The sequence below is a fragment of the Blautia sp. DFI.1.216 genome (genome assembly GCF_020594215.1).
GTDB lineage: Bacteria > Bacillota > Clostridia > Lachnospirales > Lachnospiraceae > Blautia_A > Blautia_A wexlerae.
In genome coordinates, this window is sequence record NZ_JAJDML010000002.1 from 40,194 (window position 1) to 56,822 (window position 16,629).

Sequence of the window (16,629 nt, forward strand, 5' to 3'; positions counted from 1 at the left end):
AGATAACCGGGATTTCCTGCCTGTGGGATTATTAATAAAATAAAAATGTGTATCTTAAAGGAATACACAAACCAGAATTAAAGGAGGTCTATAATGAGTGAATTCAAATTAACTACAGTGGAAGAGTTTGAAGAGGCTACTGCCAGACTTTTGGAGACAGGTGCAAAGGTTGGAGCTGACGCATGGCAGCTTCGTGTAAAAAAACAGACTCCACATTGTAAATTCGGTGAGCAGGGTGTCTGCTGTCGTATCTGTGCTATGGGACCATGTCGTATTACCCCTAAAGCACCAAGAGGTATCTGCGGATGTGACGTTCATGGTATCGTAGGAAGAAACTTCCTGAAATTTACAGCAGGTGGTGCAGCTACTCACTCTGATCACGGTCGTGAAATCTGCCACACATTATATTGTGCAAAAGACGGCGGAAACTATCAGGTAAAAGATCCTGAGAAACTGATCCGTATCGCAAAAGAATGGGGCGTAGAGACAGAAGGAAAAGATATCTATGATCTGGCTCATGAAATGGCTGAGACAGGATTGATGGAATATGGTAAACCATTTGGATATCAGAGATTCCTTGACAGAATGCCTGCAGGACAGAAAGAGAAACTGATTGAAAATGAAATTGCACCACGTGCGATCGACCGTGAAGTTTCCACTTCTTTACATATGGCTCATATGGGATGTTCTTCTCTTCCGGAAGCTCTTGTAAAACAGTCTCTTCGCTGCGGTATGGCTGATGGATGGGGCGGTTCCATGATGGGAACAGAGTTCTCTGATGTTTTATTCGGAACTCCGAAGCCAATTGACACAGAAGCTAACCTTGGTGTTATGGTTGAGGAAAACGTAAACATTGTTGTACACGGACATGATCCGAGCCTTTCTGAGATGATCTGTGAATATGCAGACAGCAAAGAAATGATCGATTATGCAAAATCTGTAGGAGCAAAAGGAATCACTGTTTCCGGTGTATGCTGTACTTCAAACGAAGTAGCTATGCGTCGCGGTGTTCCGATGGCCGGTAACTTCCTGCAGCAGGAGAATGTAGTACTGACAGGTGCCTGCGAAGCGATCGTGGTAGACGTTCAGTGTATCTTCCCTGCATTAGGACCTTTAAGCAAATGCTTCCATACTAAATTTATCACAACTTCTCCGATCGCTCAGATGCCTGATGCTGAATTTATCAGATTCAATGCTGAGACAGCAGGAGAGAATGCAAAAGCGATCGTTAAGATGGCTATTGATAACTTCAAGAACAGAAAACCTGAACTTGTACATATCCCACAGCTGAAACAGAAAGCTACAGTTGGTTATTCCGTAGAAGCAATCGTTAAGGTTCTTGACGGTGTTACAAACTCTCAGGTTGATGAGACAGGAACAACAAAACCATTACTTGAGTGCATCACTTCCGGTGTTATCCGTGGTGCTGTTGCTATGGTTGGATGTAACAATCCTAAGATCCGTCCTGACTATGCACATATTGAACTGATGAAGAAATGTATCGCTAATGATATTGTTGTCATTGCTTCCGGATGTTCTGCACAGGCAGCTGCAAAAGCAGGTCTTATGGACAAATCTGCAAAAGATCTCTGCGGTGCAGGTCTGAAACGTGTCTGTGAACTGGCTGATATCCCACCGGTACTCCACATGGGATCATGCGTAGATATTTCCCGTATGATGATCCTTGCTGCTGAACTTGCAAAAGATGCAGGTCTTCAGATCAATCAGCTTCCTGTAGTTGGATGTGCTCCTGAGTGGATGTCTGAAAAAGCTGTATCCATCGGTAACTATGTAGTAGGTACCGGTATTGATACATTCCTTGGTGTTGATCCATATGTTTCCGGTTCTTCAGAAATGGGAGAGCTTCTTACAGAGGGAACAAGAAAATGGACAGGAGCTGCTTATACAGTAGAAACAGATATTGAGAAATTAGTTGATCTGATGATCGAAAGAATCGAAGAGAAGAGAACAGCATTAGGAATCTAATCTGCTGTGATCTTAAAAATGTAATAAAAGGTGGATGACGTAAAATGAAAATAGCAGTTACAGGAAAAGGCGGCGTAGGCAAAACTACTTTTGCAGCAACGCTGGCCAGGTTGTATGCAGCAGAGGGAAGACCGGTACTTGCAGCAGATGTGGATCCGGATGCGAATCTTGGTCTTGCATTAGGCTTTGATGAAGAAACACTGGATTCTATTGTACCAATTTCCAAAATGCGTAAGCTTGTGGAAGAACGTACAGGTGCCACTGCGGGAAATCAGTTCTATCATCTGAATCCGAAAGTAGACGATATCCCGGAGAAATATGGTAAGGTCTGTAATGGCGTGCGTCTCCTTGTCCTGGGAACTGTCGAGACGGGCGGTGGCGGATGTGTATGTCCGGAGCATGTAATGCTGAAACGTATTATTAACAATCTGGTACTGAGAAGAGAAGATGTAGTAATTCTTGATATGGAAGCCGGCCTGGAACATCTCGGCAGAGGAACCACAGAAGGAGTTGACGCATTTGTCGTAGTGATCGAACCGGGTGCAAGAAGCGTTCAGACATACAAGAATGTGAAGCGTCTGGCAAAGGATCTGGGAGTATCTCAGGTAAAGGTTGTTGCAAACAAAGTGCGCAACGAGGATGACGAAAACTTTATCAGAGAGCGGATTCCACAGGAAGATCTTTTAGGAATGATCCATTACAACACAGAGGTAATTGATGCGGACAGACAGGGCAAGTCCCCTTATGATTTCAGCAAAACAGTTACTGATGAGATCATTAAGATAAAAGAAAAAATAGATCGTCAATAATCTCATATATTAGGAGGTAAACAAAAGTGACTTTATTTGAAAGTGTTTTCGCGGGAAACGATGCGGTTTATGGACTGACAGAGGGTGCCATTAACCAGGCAATTGAAAAATACGGCGCTGACAAAGCAGTCAGCTTCCCTGATACAGCATATTCTTTACCATGCTACTATGCAGTAACAGGAACAAAGGTTGGAACTCTTGCAGAGTTAAAAGATGCTCTTGCAGTAGTAAAAACTCTTATGACAAGAGAGAAGAGAACAAATGACGTATTTATGTCAGGTGTTGCTACAGCTCTCTGCGCAGAATTTATCGAAGTTCTGAAATATATCGATGGAGCAGTTCCTTACGAAGCTCCTTGCTACGGACATCTTGCAGATGCAGTGATCCGTGAACTTGGTGTACCGCTTGTAACAGGCGATATCCCTGGTGTAGCAGTTATCCTTGGAAAAGCTCCTTCCGCTCAGGAAGCAGCAGACCTTGTTAAATCCTATCAGTCTCAGGGTATCCTGATCACTCTGGTTGGTGACGTTATTGACCAGTTAGAGGAAGTTGGATACAAGACAGGTGCTAACGTACGTGTTATCCCGCTTGGAAAAGACGTTACAGCAGTTATCCATGTAGTATCTGTAGCACTTCGTGCAGCTCTTATCTTCGGTAACGTAAAACCAGGTGATGCTGCAACTCTGATGGATTACACAATGAAACGTGTACCTGCATTTGTTAATGCATTTGCACCGTTAAATGATGTGATCGTAGCTTGTGGTGCAGGCGCTATCGCTCTTGGATTCCCGGTTATCACAAACCAGGAAGATGTTGCAAGAGTACCGAAGAGCCTGATCTGCCAGAAAGACATCTCCAAATGGAATGCAACTTCTCTGGAAGCACGTGACATCAAGATCAAAATTACAAACATCGATATCCCGGTTGCTTTCGCATCTGCATTCGAAGGTGAGATTATCCGTCGTAAAGACATGCAGGTTGAATTCGATGGTTCCCGTGTAGACTGTGCAGAGCTTGTACATACATGTGATGCAAGTGAAGTAGAAGACCATAAGATTACAGTTGTTGGTCCGGAAGTAGACGACATGGAACTTGGCAGCAAGAACAGCATTGCATATGTTGTTAAAGTTGCAGGTAAAAACATGCAGCCTGACTTTGAACCTGTTATCGAGCGTAAGTTCCATAACTACATCAACTGTATCGAAGGTGTATACCATACAGGACAGAGAGATATGCAGAGAATCCGTATCAGCAAAGATGCATTTGCTGCAGGCTTCAAGATCAAACATATCGGTGAAGTTCTCTATACACAGGTTAAGAATGAATTTGACGCAGTTGTTGATAAATGTGAAGTTACTATTTATACAGATCCTGCTGAGTGTACAAGAATCCGTCATGAAGTTGCTATCCCGATCTTCGAGAAACGTGATGACCGTCTGAATACTCTGACAGACGAATCTGTAGATGTATATTACAGCTGTATCCTCTGCCAGGCATTCTCCCCGTCTCACGTATGTGTTGTTACACCTGAGAGACTTGGACTTTGCGGTGCCGTTTCATGGCTGGATGCAAAAGCTACCCACGAGCTGGATCCAAACGGACCTTGCCAGGTAATTACAAAAGAAAGACCTATTGATGAGAACCTTGGTTCTTATGAAGATGTAGATGAAGCTGTTAAGAAATTATCCCAGGGTGCATTAGAGCACGTTACACTGTACTCTATCATGCAGGATCCTATGACATCATGCGGATGCTTCGAGTGTATCTGCGGTATCGAGCCATTCTCCAATGGTGTTGTTATCGCTAACCGTGAGTATGCAGGCATGACACCTCTTGGAATGACATTCTCAGAAATGGCATCCATGACAGGTGGTGGTGTTCAGACACCTGGTTTCATGGGACATGGTAAACATTTCATCAGCTCCAAGAAGTTCATGAAGGCAGAAGGCGGTATTGAACGTATCGTATGGATGCCAAAAGAACTGAAAGAGTTTGTTGCTGAACGTCTTAACAACACAGCAAAAGAACTCTACGGAATTGAAAACTTTACAGATATGATCGGTGATGAAACAATCGCTACTGATCCGGAAACACTGGTTGGATTCCTTACAGAAAAAGGCCATCCGGCATTAGCCCTTGATCCGATGATGTAAAGATGGTGGTTTTCCCGGAGGTATTATGTGAGTCATGCGGAGGCTTTTAATAAGCCTCCGGGTTTAAACGCCCAAAAGCGTATAGATAAAAACCATAGTATATTATATTTCAAGGACATACAGAATGTGATCGTGTGAAAGTACAATCGTTCTGTTTCGTAAGGACGGAATATGGCTGCCGTAATGATTTGCTGATAAAAAATATATGCGGAGTGTATGAAGAATTAGCAAAGTTCAGATATGGCAATTTGCCGAATTTTTTTCACTTTGTTATGGAAAATAAAGGAAAGCTGTGAAATTGTTGTTTTTTTAACAAAATATGACAGACTGTACTTGTCAACGGGCAGGATAATGTTGTATACTACACATGACATAGTGTGTAAGTCTGCGAAAAGATACATACACACAGTAATTTTTTTAAGGAGGCCAAAAAAATGCCGTTTAATCAGAAACTTCAGAAATTCAATGCAAAGATTAATACAGTCACCATTGGCAGCGGAGATAAGACTGTAACAATCGGCGGAGACTCTACTTATCCATTTTATTCTTTTGATGCACCATCAGAAAACACACCTAAGATCGGTGTGGAGATCTCTGATATGGGTCTTGAGAATGTTGTATCCGAAGGTATCAAAGCATACTACGACGGAGCTTCCACAATCGGAGAAATGGCTAAAAAAGCAGCAGCTATGGAAGGTGCTGATTTTGTAGCGCTTATTCTTGAAGGCGGAGATCCGAACGGTGTAAACAAATCTGTTGATGAACTTATTGCAGTTGTAAAAGACGTTGCAGATTCCATTGATGCACCATTAGTAGTAGAAGGATGCAAGAACGTAGAAAAAGACGCTGAACTTCTTCCGAAAGTAGCTGAAGCTCTTCAGGGAAGAAATGTATTGATCCTTTCTGAAAAAGAAGAAAACTACAAAGCAATCGGTGCTGCAGCAGGACTTGCTTACGATCAGATCGTAGGTGCAGAATCTGCCGTAGATATCAACCTTGCTAAACAGCTTAACGTTGTAACTACTCAGTTAGGCGTTAACGCACAGAAGATCGTTATGAATATCGGCAGTGCTGCTGCCGGATATGGATATGAGTACGTTGTATCTACAATGGATCGTATCAAAGGTGCAGCTTTATCTCAGAATGATAACATGCTGCAGATGCCTATCATTACACCGGTATCCGCTGAGACATGGGGCGTAAAGGAAGCTACAGCTTCTGAAGCTGACATGCCTGAATGGGGACCGGAAGAAGAGCGTGGAATCGATATGGAAGTTATGACAGCTGCTGCTGACCTTGCAGCCGGATCTGATGCAGTCATCTTAAGACATCCGGAAGCTGTTGCAACTATTTCCAGAATGATCAAAGCACTTGCGTAATTGAATAGGAGGAACAAATAAAATGGCACTGAATGGTATTCAGATCTTTAAATTAACACCAAAGAAAAACTGTAAGGAATGCGGATGCCCAACATGTATGGCTTTCTCTATGAAAGTTGCTCAGGGCGCTATGAAAATCGAACAATGTCCGCATATGTCTGATGAAGCTTTAGCATCTCTTTCCGAGGCAACTGCTCCGCCAATGAAGACAATCAAAATTGGTACTGGTGCAGAAGAGCACACTCTGGGTGGAGAAACAGTATTATTCAGACATGAAAAAACATTTGTAAGCAAGCCAAGATATGCAGTAGCTCTGTGCACATGTATGGATGATGCTACAGTAGAGGCGAAACTTGCAGAAATCCCGAAGGTAGATTATGACCGTATCGGTGAAAGAATGTATGCTGAACTTGTATATGTAAACTGTGGCGAAGGTGCAGATGCAGCTAAATATACTGCACTTGTAGAAAAAGCTGCAGGTCTTGGCAGAACTTTAGTTCTTGAATGTAAAGATCCTGAAATCGCAAAAGCAGCTCTTGCAGTATGCAAAGACAGCAAACCGGTCTTAAACGGTGCAGATGCTTCCAACTATGAAGCAATGAACGCAGTTGCTACAGAAGCAGGTGTTGTTCTCGGTGTATCCGGTAAAGACTTAAATGAATTATATGATACAACAGCAGCTCTTGAAAAACTCGGAAACAAAAACCTTGTTCTTGATACAACAGGCGCTGACATCAAAGAAACCTTTGCAAACACTGTACAGGTTCGTCGTGCAGCTCTGAAAGATCAGGACAGAACATTTGGTTATCCATCTATCGTAAACCTTGTTAAGATCGCAAAAGGTGACCTTCACTTACAGGCAGCTTTAGCATCTATGTTTACAATGAAATATGGTTCCATCATCGTTATGGAGCAGATGACATATGCAGAAGCTCTTCCATTATATGGTCTGCGTCAGAACGTTTTCACTGATCCGCAGAAACCAATGAAAGTTGAGCCAGGCATCTATCCATTAAATGGTGCTGATGAGAATGCAGTAGTAGTTACTACTGTAGACTTCGCTCTTACATATTTCGTAGTATCCGGCGAGCTGGAGCGTTCCGGTGTTCCGCTTAACCTGGTAATCAATGATGCAGGCGGACTTTCCGTACTGACATCCTGGGCAGCTGGTAAATTCTCCGGCAACAGCATTTCCGCTTACATCAAAGAAAATGTTGAGCCTAAGGTAAAATCCAGAAAGCTTATTATCCCAGGTAAGGTAGCAGTTCTTAAGGGTGACCTTGAAGCAAAACTTCCTGGATGGGAAATCATCGTTGGACCAAGAGAAGCTGTACAGCTTGTTAAATTCTTAAAAGATATGCAGGCTGACGGTCAGATCTGATCGGAATGACATGCCGGACCGGTCATCTGACCGGTCTGGCTCTTAATAAGAAGCATACAGGTTTTATTCCTGTGTAAATAAATAAAAAGGAGAACACGGTTATGGCAAAATTTGTAACAATCGGAGAAAGACTTTCCACTACTGCACCTGCAGTAAACAAAGCATTTACAGAAAGAGATCCAGAGCCGATCATCAAAAGAGCAAAACAGCAGCTTGACGCTGGTGCTACTTACCTTGATGTAAACATCGGACCTGCTGAGAACGATGGAGAAGATCTGATGAAATGGGCAGTACAGCTCCTTCAGTCAGAGTTTGACAATGTTCCGCTTGCACTGGATACAACAAACAAGAAAGCTATTGAAGCTGGTATCTCTGTATATAACAGAGCAAAAGGAAAACCGATCGTTAACTCTGCTGATGCTGGTGACAGAATCACAAACATCGACCTTGCAGCAGCAAACGATGCCATCTGTATCGCACTTTGCTCTTCCGGTATGGTAGCAGCAGACAATGATGAACGTATGATGCACTGCCAGAACATGCTTGAAAGAGGTATGTCTCTTGGTATGGAAGCTGAAGATCTGTGGTTTGACCCGTTATTCCTGGTTGTAAAAGGAATGCAGGACAAACAGATGGAAGTTCTTGAAGCAATCAAAATGTTCTCTGATATGGGACTGAACTCCACAGGTGGTCTTTCCAATAACAGTAACGGTATGCCGAAACATATCCGTCCGATCATGGACTCTGCTCTTGTAGCAATGGCTATGATGAACGGTCTTACATCTGCAATCGTTAATCCTAACGACCTTCGTCTGATGGAAACTATTAAATCCTGTGATGTATTCAAAGGCAATACACTGTATGCAGATTCCTACCTGGAAATCTAATCAGTATAGCTGAGAAATCTAATAAAATATTCGACCGACATAAATGAATACATAATTATGGGGGCTGAAGGCTTCGGTCTTCGGTCCCTGTTTTATTACAGGCTATTACGACTATGAGAAAGGTGGTTGCCGAATGTTTAAGGTAACATTTTCATTCGAAGATGGCAGTATGGTAGAAACTTTTGCCAATGCGGGGGATAATTTACTGGAGGTTGCACGAAGTGCCAATGTGGCTATTGATGCACCATGTTCCGGAAACGGAGCCTGCGGAAAATGTCGTGTCCAGTTAAAGAGCGGAGAACTGGAAAGCAAAAAGACATTACATATTTCTGACGAAGAATATCAGGCGGGATGGCGTCTGTCTTGCTGCAGCAAGATCAGTGCGGACGTCAATGTGCTGGTACCTGATATTGCATCTGCCTATAAGAGCAGAATGAAAGTAGCTGATTTAAGTTCGAAAGAGGAAATAGCCATTTTTGAAAATGCCAAGAGTGATATACAGCTGGCAGGCATTGAACTGAAAAATAGTCTGGAGGTTGTGGATGTGCTGATGGACGTTCCCTCTCTGGATGATACTATGCCGGACAATGAGAGACTGACACGTGCATTGCGGAAATATTTAAATATCAACAGAGTACGGATACCATATGTAGTCCTGAAAAAACTCCCTGATGTACTGAGAGAGAACAATTTTGCAGTGAAATGTGTGATCCGCGCTACTTCTGACGATATGTATGTCTATGATATATTTGGCAAAGACGAGGATGTGGTCATCGGAGGTCTGGCAATTGATATCGGTACAACTACAGTTTCTGCTGTACTGATTAATATGGAAAATGGAGAAATTCTGGCAAAAAGTTCTGCCGGAAACGGACAGATCCGTTTTGGTGCAGATGTAATAAACCGAATCGTGGAATCACAGAAACCCGGAGGTCAGAAAAAATTGCAGGATGCGGTGATCAAGGAGACTATCAATCCAATGATCCACGAAATGTGCAAGAGTGCAAAATTTCCCAAAGACCATATCTACAGGATGTGTGTGGCATCCAATACAACTATGAATCATCTGTTTGCAGGAATCAATGCGGATCCGTTGCGTACAGAGCCTTATATCCCTGCATTCTTTAAGACCAATTCCCTTTTTGCTTCCGATGTGGGAGTTGATATCAATAAAGATGCTCATATTATTATGGCGCCGAATATCGGAAGCTATGTAGGCGGCGATATCACAGCCGGAACTCTGGTCAGCCAGATTTGGAACAGGCCCGAATTCTCACTGTTTATCGACCTTGGTACAAATGGAGAGCTTGTATTTGGAAACTCAGACTTTATGATGAGCTGTGCATGTTCAGCAGGTCCTGCCTTTGAGGGTGGTGACATCAGCTGTGGTATGCGTGCCACAGACGGAGCCATCGAAGCATGTACCATTGACAAAGAGACTATGGAGCCTACCTACAAGATCGTAGGTGATCCGGGAACGAAACCTGTAGGTTTATGTGGATCCGGTATCATCGATGTGATCAGTGAACTTTATATCTGCGGAATCATCAACCCCAAGGGTAAATTTATCCGTGAAGGAAAGAGAATCAAACATGACAAATACGGTATGGGCAGCTATATCCTTGCATTTGAGGAAGAGGCAGGTTCTGTAAAGGATGTTGAGATTACAGAAGTTGATATTGACAACTTCATCCGTGCCAAAGGTGCCATCTTCTCAGCAATCCGTACAATGCTTACTTCTCTGGACTTCGATGTGAGCATGATCGATGATGTGTATGTTGCAGGCGGTATCGGAAGCGGTATCAACATGCAGAATGCAGTCAACATCGGTATGTTCCCGGATATCCCGATCGAGAAATTCCACTACATTGGTAACTCTTCTCTGACAGGTGCGTATCTGATGCTTCTGTCAACACCGGCAGAGAAGAAGACTTATGAACTTGCTGCAAATATGACATATATGGAACTTTCTACAGTACCGATCTATATGGATGAATTTGTAGGTGCATGTTTTATTCCTCATACAGATACAAGTATGTTCCCGACTGTAATGGAAGAGATTCAGAACCGCTGATGAATTTCAGTAATTTCTATATGAGAAATTATGAATATCTAGAGAAATAAAAATAACAGGACGGATCTTTAGATCCCTTTGATCTGTCCTGTTTATGGAGATTTATATGGCGTTTAGCTTAAGTGATTTAAATTATGAAAAAGACAGTAAGGAAAGAATGCCATGGGAGCATTATACTCAGGAGTTTGCAACTGCAGATCCGAAGGAAATTGCTTCCAGACTGTCTATTCCTTACGATGAAGAAGCAAAAAAACTTACTTTAACTTTTCTTGGAACACAGTATCAGATTACATGGCCGGATTTTGAAGTAACACATACTCCGGATGATAAAGGTTTTTATCCACTGGAGAACATGATCTATGCAAGGATCCTGACGATTCGTTTTCTTTTAAACGGTGTGAAGTCTGAGAGTTCCGGAAAATTTAAGACATACCGGGAGATGCCATGGGGAGAAGTATATTTAAGACAGTTTGACGGCAGATGTATCAAACGTCTGGCATTTTCCTATGGTAACCGTCCGGGAGATTTCAGGGCGATCATGGAGCATATCAGTGCCATACCTGTAAAGCATGGAGATATTGCCTATGAAGTAGAAATTTTTCCGGAATATAAAATACAGATGATCCTCTGGGAAGGCGATGAGGAATTTCCGCCGTCTTCACAGATTCTCTTTTCTGACAACTTCCCTGTTTCTTTCCAGGCAGAGGATATGGCAGTTATGGGAGATGTGATCATTGGTTCTCTGAAAGCATATCTGAAATGCGTTCAGAAATGACAAATGATATCAGGATTATAGAGATTACAGAATAATCCGCGGATATCAGAGTCAGATAAGTAAATATAAACAGAAAGAAAGAGGGAGAAAAAATGGGATTTTCAACAAGTACATGTACAGAATTCGTTGAAGTTCTGGCATCTAAGGCTCCGGTTCCGGGCGGCGGCGGTGCGTCTGCATTAGTTGGTGCAGTAGGAACTGCTCTTGGAAATATGGTAGGAAGCCTTACTGTAGGAAAAAAGAAATATGCGGATGTTGAAGACGAAATGTACGAATTAAAAGCAAAATGCGATCAGTTACAGAAGGATTTCCTCCGTCTGATCGAGCGTGATGCAGAAGTATTCGAGCCATTATCAAAGGCATATGGAATGCCAAAAGAGACAGAAGAAGAGAAAGCTGAGAAAGCCAGAGTCATGGAGATCGTATTAAAAGATGCCTGCTCTGTACCAATGGAGATCATGGAGAAATGCTGTGAAGCAATTGAACTGATCGTAGAATTCGGTGCAAAAGGCTCTAAGCTTGCCATCAGTGATGCAGGCGTTGGTGCAGCTTTCTGTAAAGCAGCATTACAGGGTGCCAGCCTGAACGTATACATCAACACAAAATCCATGGCTGACAGAGAGTATGCAGAAGAATTAAACAGAAAAGCAGATGCGATGCTTGAGAAATATACAAAGATCGCAGATGACACATTTAACAGCGTACTTGGCAGACTGAAATAATAGTAAATAAAATAGAAATTTCTGTATTGTTTTCCGTCTCTTTTAATAAAGTGTAACATTATTTATTGAGATGTATTTTTTTACAGAGTGCATATGATTTATGAGGCGGTTATGCTGAAATCATTCAGATACAGTATAGAATAATAACGTATAATTTCGGAGGGAACGACAAATGGCTAAGCAGTTATTAGGTAAAGAAGTAACAGCAGCATTAAATGAGAAAATCAAAGCAAACGTAGCAGAGCTTCAGGGAAAAGGAGTAAATCCTACCCTCTGCATCATCCGTGTTGGTGAAAACCCAAGTGATATCTCCTATGAAAGAGGAGCAACAAAACGCTGCGAAACTTTAGGCGTTGCATGTGAGAAAATCTTACTTCCGGAAGATGTTTCCCAGGAAGAACTTCTTGCAACAATCGATAAAGTAAACAAAGATGACAGCATTCACGGCGTATTATTATTCCGTCCGCTTCCAAAACATCTGGATCAGGCAGTGATCGAGAATGCACTTGCTCCTGAAAAAGACGTTGACTGTATGACAGACCTTTCCATGTCCGGTGTATTCACAGGCAAGAAGATTGGTTTCCCGCCATGTACACCACAGGCTTGTATGGAAATCCTTGATCATTACGGAATCGACTGCACAGGCAAAAAGGCAGTAGTAATCGGAAGAAGCCTTGTTGTTGGTAAACCTGCAGCAATGATGCTGGTTAAAAAGAACGCAACTGTTACAATCTGCCACACAAGAACTGTAGATATGCCGTCTGTAGCACGTGAAGCAGATATCATTATTGTAGCAGCAGGCCGCGCCGGTGTTGTTGGTGCCGAATATGTAAAAGAAGGCCAGACAATCATCGATGTAGGTATCAACGTAAATGCAGAAGGCAAACTCTGCGGTGATGTTGATTACGCAGCAGTAGAGCCTATCGTAGATGCTATTACACCTGTACCTGGCGGTGTTGGAAGTGTAACAACTTCTGTATTGGTTGGTCATGTGGTAGAAGCTGCAATGAGAAAGGTAAACGCATAAGATGAAAAAAGTGCCGGGAAAATATTTCTGGCTGCTTATGACAATAACAGGTGCCCTGATGTTCGGGGCACCTGCTTTGGTAAGTGCCAGTGAAGGGATAGCGTCCACTGATACAGAAAACAGCGCAGCAGACAATGCTGCAGATACCCCAGATGACGACACGATAGCTAAAACAACTGATAGTGCAGAAAAAAACAGTCAGGAAACTGATCATTCAGGAGAGGGACAGATCTCCAAACCTAAATATCTCGAAAATGCAGAAAATAACGGAGAAGAAATTATCTCCGATGAAGACCCGACAGATAATACTTATGGATACTACACGATTATGGGTGGAACAACTGTTTCCGTCGATGAAATGTGTTCATTATACAACAGTCAGGGATGCACTTACCCATCTGAAGAACTCAGTGGTGGCGGAGCATCTGATATAGATACCTTTTGCAATATTATTGTAGAGGAGGCAAATGCCGAGAATGTACGTGGTGAAGTAGTTTTTGCGCAGGCAATGCTGGAAACCGGATGGCTGAGTTTCGGTGGTGATGCGGGAATCGACCAGTTCAATTTCGCAGGTCTTGGAACAACCGGAGGTGGAGTCAAAGGAATCGCATTTCCGGATGTAAGAACAGGAATACGTGCTCAGGTTCAGCATCTCAAAGCCTACGCCTCCACAGATTCCCTGAATCAGGAATGTGTAGATGAACGCTTCGATTACGTGACAAGAGAGACGGCGCCTTACGTGGAATGGCTGGGAATCCAGGAAAATCCTTATGGCGGCGGCTGGGCAGCAGGAAAAGATTATGGAAGTAAATTAAGAAAAATACTGGCAGATTTGAAATCAGGGATATAAAGACAGAGTTTTGCGCCTTATTTGTATTATTTTTCTGAACTGCTGTACATGATTTTTAAATTCTTAAATAAAGAAAGGATGTTGAGTAAAATGAAAAGAAAATTGATGATTTGTGCAATGGCTTTGTGTATCTGTGCAGGATTGACTGGTAACACTGGAGAGGTCAGCGTATGGGCATCCGAAGGATCATCTTCGGATGCTGTCCGGATAGGCGCCCTGAAAGGTCCGACAGCAATGGGAATGGCGCAGCTTCTTGATGAAGACGGATACGATTTTACGATTGCTGCATCTCCGGATGAGATTGTTCCGATGGTAGTACAGGACAAGCTTGATATTGCAGCTGTTCCGGCAAATCTGGCAGCAACGTTGTATCAGAAGACAGATAAGGATGTCAGTGTTCTGGCGGTCAATACGTTGGGTGTTCTCTATCTTGTGGAGAATGGAGACAGTGTAAAATCTGTGGAGGATCTTAAGGGAAAGACTATTTATGCCAGTGGGAAGGGTGCAACTCCGGAATATGCTCTGAACTCTGTTCTTAAAGCGAATGGAATCGACCCTGAAAAAGATGTGACTGTTGAATTTAAATCTGAGCACGCAGAGGTAGTTTCCGCACTTGTGCAGGATCAGACAGCAGTCGGACTTCTTCCGCAGCCTTTTGTAACTACAGCGCTGATGAAAAACGATAAGCTGAAGGTTGCCCTGGATCTGAACAAACTGTGGGAAGATTCCATGGATGACGGAAGTAAACTTGTGACAGGAGTTGTGATCGCAAACAATGAGTTTGTTCAGGATCATGCAGATAAAGTAAATGATTTTATGGATGCTTATAAAGAATCTGTAGATTTTGTCAACAGTGACACAGAAGCTGCGGCCCAGATCATAGGAGATCATGATATTATTGCAAAAGAAGTTGCACAGAAAGCAATCCCTGACTGCAGTATTGTGTTTATTGAAGGTGATAAGATGAAAACCATGCTTTCGGGATATCTGGCAACCCTGGATGATCAGAATCCTGAGATTATAGGAGGACAGTTGCCGGATGATGCATTCTATTACAAACGATAGAGCAAAAACTGACAATGGAACGAAATATACAGGAATTCGCATATTAGCAGTGCTTTTCTGGATTGCAATCTGGCAGTTTGCGAGTATGTATCTGAAACAGGAGATCCTTCTGGCATCTCCTGTTTCTGTTATCCGAAAGCTTTTTGAACTGATTTTCAGCGGAAATTTCTGGCAGTCTGTCGGATTTAGTTTTGTACGCATTGTGACAGGATTTCTTCTGGCTGTGCTTCTGGGAATCTTTCTGGCAGTGTGGGCATATTGGTCAAAAACAGTGGAAATCCTGACAGCACCTGTGATCGCAGTGGTCAAATCTACACCTGTGGCATCTTTTATTATTTTGTGCCTGATATGGATTCCTTCGAAAAATCTGTCAGTTTTTATTTCTTTTCTTATGGTTCTGCCGGTGATATATACAAATATCCTTGAGGGAATACGACAGACGGACAGGAAGATACTGGAAATGGCAAAAGTATTTCGTGTGAATCTCAGAAGACAGATCAGGTATATTTATGTATCGCAGGTACTGCCTTATTTTCTCTCAGCATGCAGGCTTTCTCTTGGAATGTGCTGGAAAGCAGGAGTGGCAGCAGAGGTTATTGGAGTACCTTCAGGTTCTATTGGTGAGAAACTGTATAATGCAAAAATATATCTGAATACTCCGGATCTTTTTGCGTGGACAATTGTGATAATTGTGATCAGTTTTGTATTTGAAAAGTGTTTTCTTGGAATTGTAAGCAGAGTAGTTTATATGATAGAACATAGATAACGGAAATTTTGATTTATGATAATCCTCTTAAATGCATTATTTATGAGGTCTGTTACAGGCGGAGAAGAGATATGGATATAAAGGTAGATCATATTAGTAAAGCATACGGAGAACAGCAGGTACTGCAAGATTTGTCCTGTGTTTTTCCGGAAGGGAAAACCACTTGTATCAGAGGAAGATCCGGATGTGGCAAAACAACACTGATACGGCTTCTTCTGAGACTGGATGTTCCGGATAAGGGGAAAATAGAAGGGGTAGGTGACAGGAAACTCAGTGCAGTATTTCAGGAAGATCGTCTGTGTGAAAATCTGAGCGCTGCTTCTAATATAAGACTGGTATGTACAGAAACAATAACAGACAGAGAACTGGAGGAGGCGTATAAAGCAGTTGCGCTTACTGAGATATGGCAGAAACCGGTTCGTGAACTGAGTGGAGGAATGCGCAGGAGAGTATCTATCCTGAGGGCATTGCTGGCTGAATCAGACTGTGTGATCATGGATGAACCTCTCAGAGGTCTTGATGAAAAAACCAGAGCAAAAACAATTGATTATATTTTGAAAAAGACGGAGGGAAAGACGTTGATCTTTGTTACTCATGAAGAAAAAGAAGCAGTTTGGTTAAAGGCTGACAGAACAGTAGATATATTGACAAAGCATTAAAATTAATGAAAAACTAAATTTCGGTTATAGATTATAGCGTGTTTGAAAAATCATTTCTACAATCTTCAAACACGCTATAACTCCAAAAGAGGAAAA

Annotated in this window: 14 protein-coding genes; all 14 read left to right on the forward strand. The window is 42.5% G+C overall.

Going from position 1 to position 16,629, the window contains the following annotated elements:
• Positions 1–93 precede the first annotated feature (93 nt).
• The 14 genes from cooS (at position 94) to LJE11_RS01165 (ending at position 16,533) form a co-directional block, all read left to right on the forward strand.
• Complete coding sequence (gene cooS, locus LJE11_RS01100) at positions 94–1,986, forward strand: anaerobic carbon-monoxide dehydrogenase catalytic subunit (protein WP_144137111.1); 1,893 nt, start codon at positions 94–96, stop codon at positions 1,984–1,986.
• A gap of 44 nt (positions 1,987–2,030) precedes the next feature.
• A complete protein-coding gene (locus LJE11_RS01105) occupies positions 2,031–2,795 on the forward strand; it encodes an ATP-binding protein (protein ID WP_008703888.1) in 765 nt (254 codons plus the stop codon).
• Positions 2,796–2,821: 26 nt separating this feature from the next.
• A complete protein-coding gene (gene acsB / locus LJE11_RS01110) occupies positions 2,822–4,948 on the forward strand; it encodes an acetyl-CoA decarbonylase/synthase complex subunit alpha/beta (protein ID WP_008703886.1) in 2,127 nt (708 codons plus the stop codon).
• A gap of 434 nt (positions 4,949–5,382) precedes the next feature.
• On the forward strand, positions 5,383–6,327 hold the full coding sequence (gene acsD, locus LJE11_RS01115) for an acetyl-CoA decarbonylase/synthase complex subunit delta (protein ID WP_008703883.1): 945 nt from the start codon (positions 5,383–5,385) through the stop codon (positions 6,325–6,327).
• 22 nt (positions 6,328–6,349) lie between these two features.
• Complete coding sequence (gene acsC / locus LJE11_RS01120) at positions 6,350–7,708, forward strand: acetyl-CoA decarbonylase/synthase complex subunit gamma (RefSeq protein ID WP_008703881.1); 1,359 nt, start codon at positions 6,350–6,352, stop codon at positions 7,706–7,708.
• A 101-nt stretch (positions 7,709–7,809) separates the two neighbouring features.
• Positions 7,810–8,595, forward strand: a complete 786-nt coding sequence (acsE, locus tag LJE11_RS01125; RefSeq protein WP_008703879.1) for a carbon monoxide dehydrogenase/acetyl-CoA synthase methytransferase subunit — start codon at positions 7,810–7,812, stop codon at positions 8,593–8,595.
• 133 nt (positions 8,596–8,728) lie between these two features.
• Positions 8,729–10,669, forward strand: a complete 1,941-nt coding sequence (gene acsV / locus LJE11_RS01130; protein ID WP_008703877.1) for a corrinoid activation/regeneration protein AcsV — start codon at positions 8,729–8,731, stop codon at positions 10,667–10,669.
• Positions 10,670–10,775: 106 nt separating this feature from the next.
• Positions 10,776–11,444 carry a DUF3786 domain-containing protein gene (locus tag LJE11_RS01135; RefSeq protein ID WP_008703875.1) on the forward strand — a complete coding sequence of 223 codons (669 nt, stop codon included), beginning with the start codon at positions 10,776–10,778 and terminating at the stop codon, positions 11,442–11,444.
• Between the two features lie 92 nt (positions 11,445–11,536).
• A complete protein-coding gene (locus LJE11_RS01140) occupies positions 11,537–12,166 on the forward strand; it encodes a cyclodeaminase/cyclohydrolase family protein (protein ID WP_008703872.1) in 630 nt (209 codons plus the stop codon).
• A 172-nt stretch (positions 12,167–12,338) separates the two neighbouring features.
• A complete protein-coding gene (locus LJE11_RS01145) occupies positions 12,339–13,193 on the forward strand; it encodes a bifunctional 5,10-methylenetetrahydrofolate dehydrogenase/5,10-methenyltetrahydrofolate cyclohydrolase (protein WP_008703871.1) in 855 nt (284 codons plus the stop codon).
• A gap of 1 nt (position 13,194) precedes the next feature.
• Positions 13,195–14,043: a glucosaminidase domain-containing protein gene (locus tag LJE11_RS01150; RefSeq protein WP_020994040.1), complete on the forward strand. Its 849-nt coding sequence runs from the start codon at positions 13,195–13,197 to the stop codon at positions 14,041–14,043.
• 90 nt (positions 14,044–14,133) lie between these two features.
• On the forward strand, positions 14,134–15,108 hold the full coding sequence (locus tag LJE11_RS01155; protein WP_020994039.1) for an ABC transporter substrate-binding protein: 975 nt from the start codon (positions 14,134–14,136) through the stop codon (positions 15,106–15,108).
• A complete protein-coding gene (locus tag LJE11_RS01160; RefSeq protein ID WP_008703865.1) occupies positions 15,086–15,874 on the forward strand; it encodes an ABC transporter permease in 789 nt (262 codons plus the stop codon). The genes LJE11_RS01155 and LJE11_RS01160 overlap by 23 nt, the downstream gene beginning before the upstream one ends.
• Positions 15,875–15,945: 71 nt before the next feature.
• On the forward strand, positions 15,946–16,533 hold the full coding sequence (locus tag LJE11_RS01165) for an ATP-binding cassette domain-containing protein (RefSeq protein WP_008703863.1): 588 nt from the start codon (positions 15,946–15,948) through the stop codon (positions 16,531–16,533).
• Positions 16,534–16,629: the final 96 nt, after the last annotated feature.

Bases quoted from the DNA above. Each gene is read 5' to 3' on its own strand.
- acsV (WP_008703877.1), top strand. From the start codon at position 8,729: ATGTTTAAGGTAACATTTTCATTCGAAGATGGCAGTATGGTAGAAACT.
- LJE11_RS01135 (WP_008703875.1), top strand. From the start codon at position 10,776: ATGGCGTTTAGCTTAAGTGATTTAAATTATGAAAAAGACAGTAAGGAA.
- LJE11_RS01140 (WP_008703872.1), top strand. From the start codon at position 11,537: ATGGGATTTTCAACAAGTACATGTACAGAATTCGTTGAAGTTCTGGCA.
- acsC (WP_008703881.1), top strand. From the start codon at position 6,350: ATGGCACTGAATGGTATTCAGATCTTTAAATTAACACCAAAGAAAAAC.
- LJE11_RS01155 (WP_020994039.1), top strand. From the start codon at position 14,134: ATGAAAAGAAAATTGATGATTTGTGCAATGGCTTTGTGTATCTGTGCA.
- acsE (WP_008703879.1), top strand. From the start codon at position 7,810: ATGGCAAAATTTGTAACAATCGGAGAAAGACTTTCCACTACTGCACCT.
- LJE11_RS01145 (WP_008703871.1), top strand. From the start codon at position 12,339: ATGGCTAAGCAGTTATTAGGTAAAGAAGTAACAGCAGCATTAAATGAG.
- cooS (WP_144137111.1), top strand. From the start codon at position 94: ATGAGTGAATTCAAATTAACTACAGTGGAAGAGTTTGAAGAGGCTACT.
- LJE11_RS01165 (WP_008703863.1), top strand. From the start codon at position 15,946: ATGGATATAAAGGTAGATCATATTAGTAAAGCATACGGAGAACAGCAG.
- LJE11_RS01105 (WP_008703888.1), top strand. From the start codon at position 2,031: ATGAAAATAGCAGTTACAGGAAAAGGCGGCGTAGGCAAAACTACTTTT.
- LJE11_RS01150 (WP_020994040.1), top strand. From the start codon at position 13,195: ATGAAAAAAGTGCCGGGAAAATATTTCTGGCTGCTTATGACAATAACA.
- LJE11_RS01160 (WP_008703865.1), top strand. From the start codon at position 15,086: ATGCATTCTATTACAAACGATAGAGCAAAAACTGACAATGGAACGAAA.
- acsD (WP_008703883.1), top strand. From the start codon at position 5,383: ATGCCGTTTAATCAGAAACTTCAGAAATTCAATGCAAAGATTAATACA.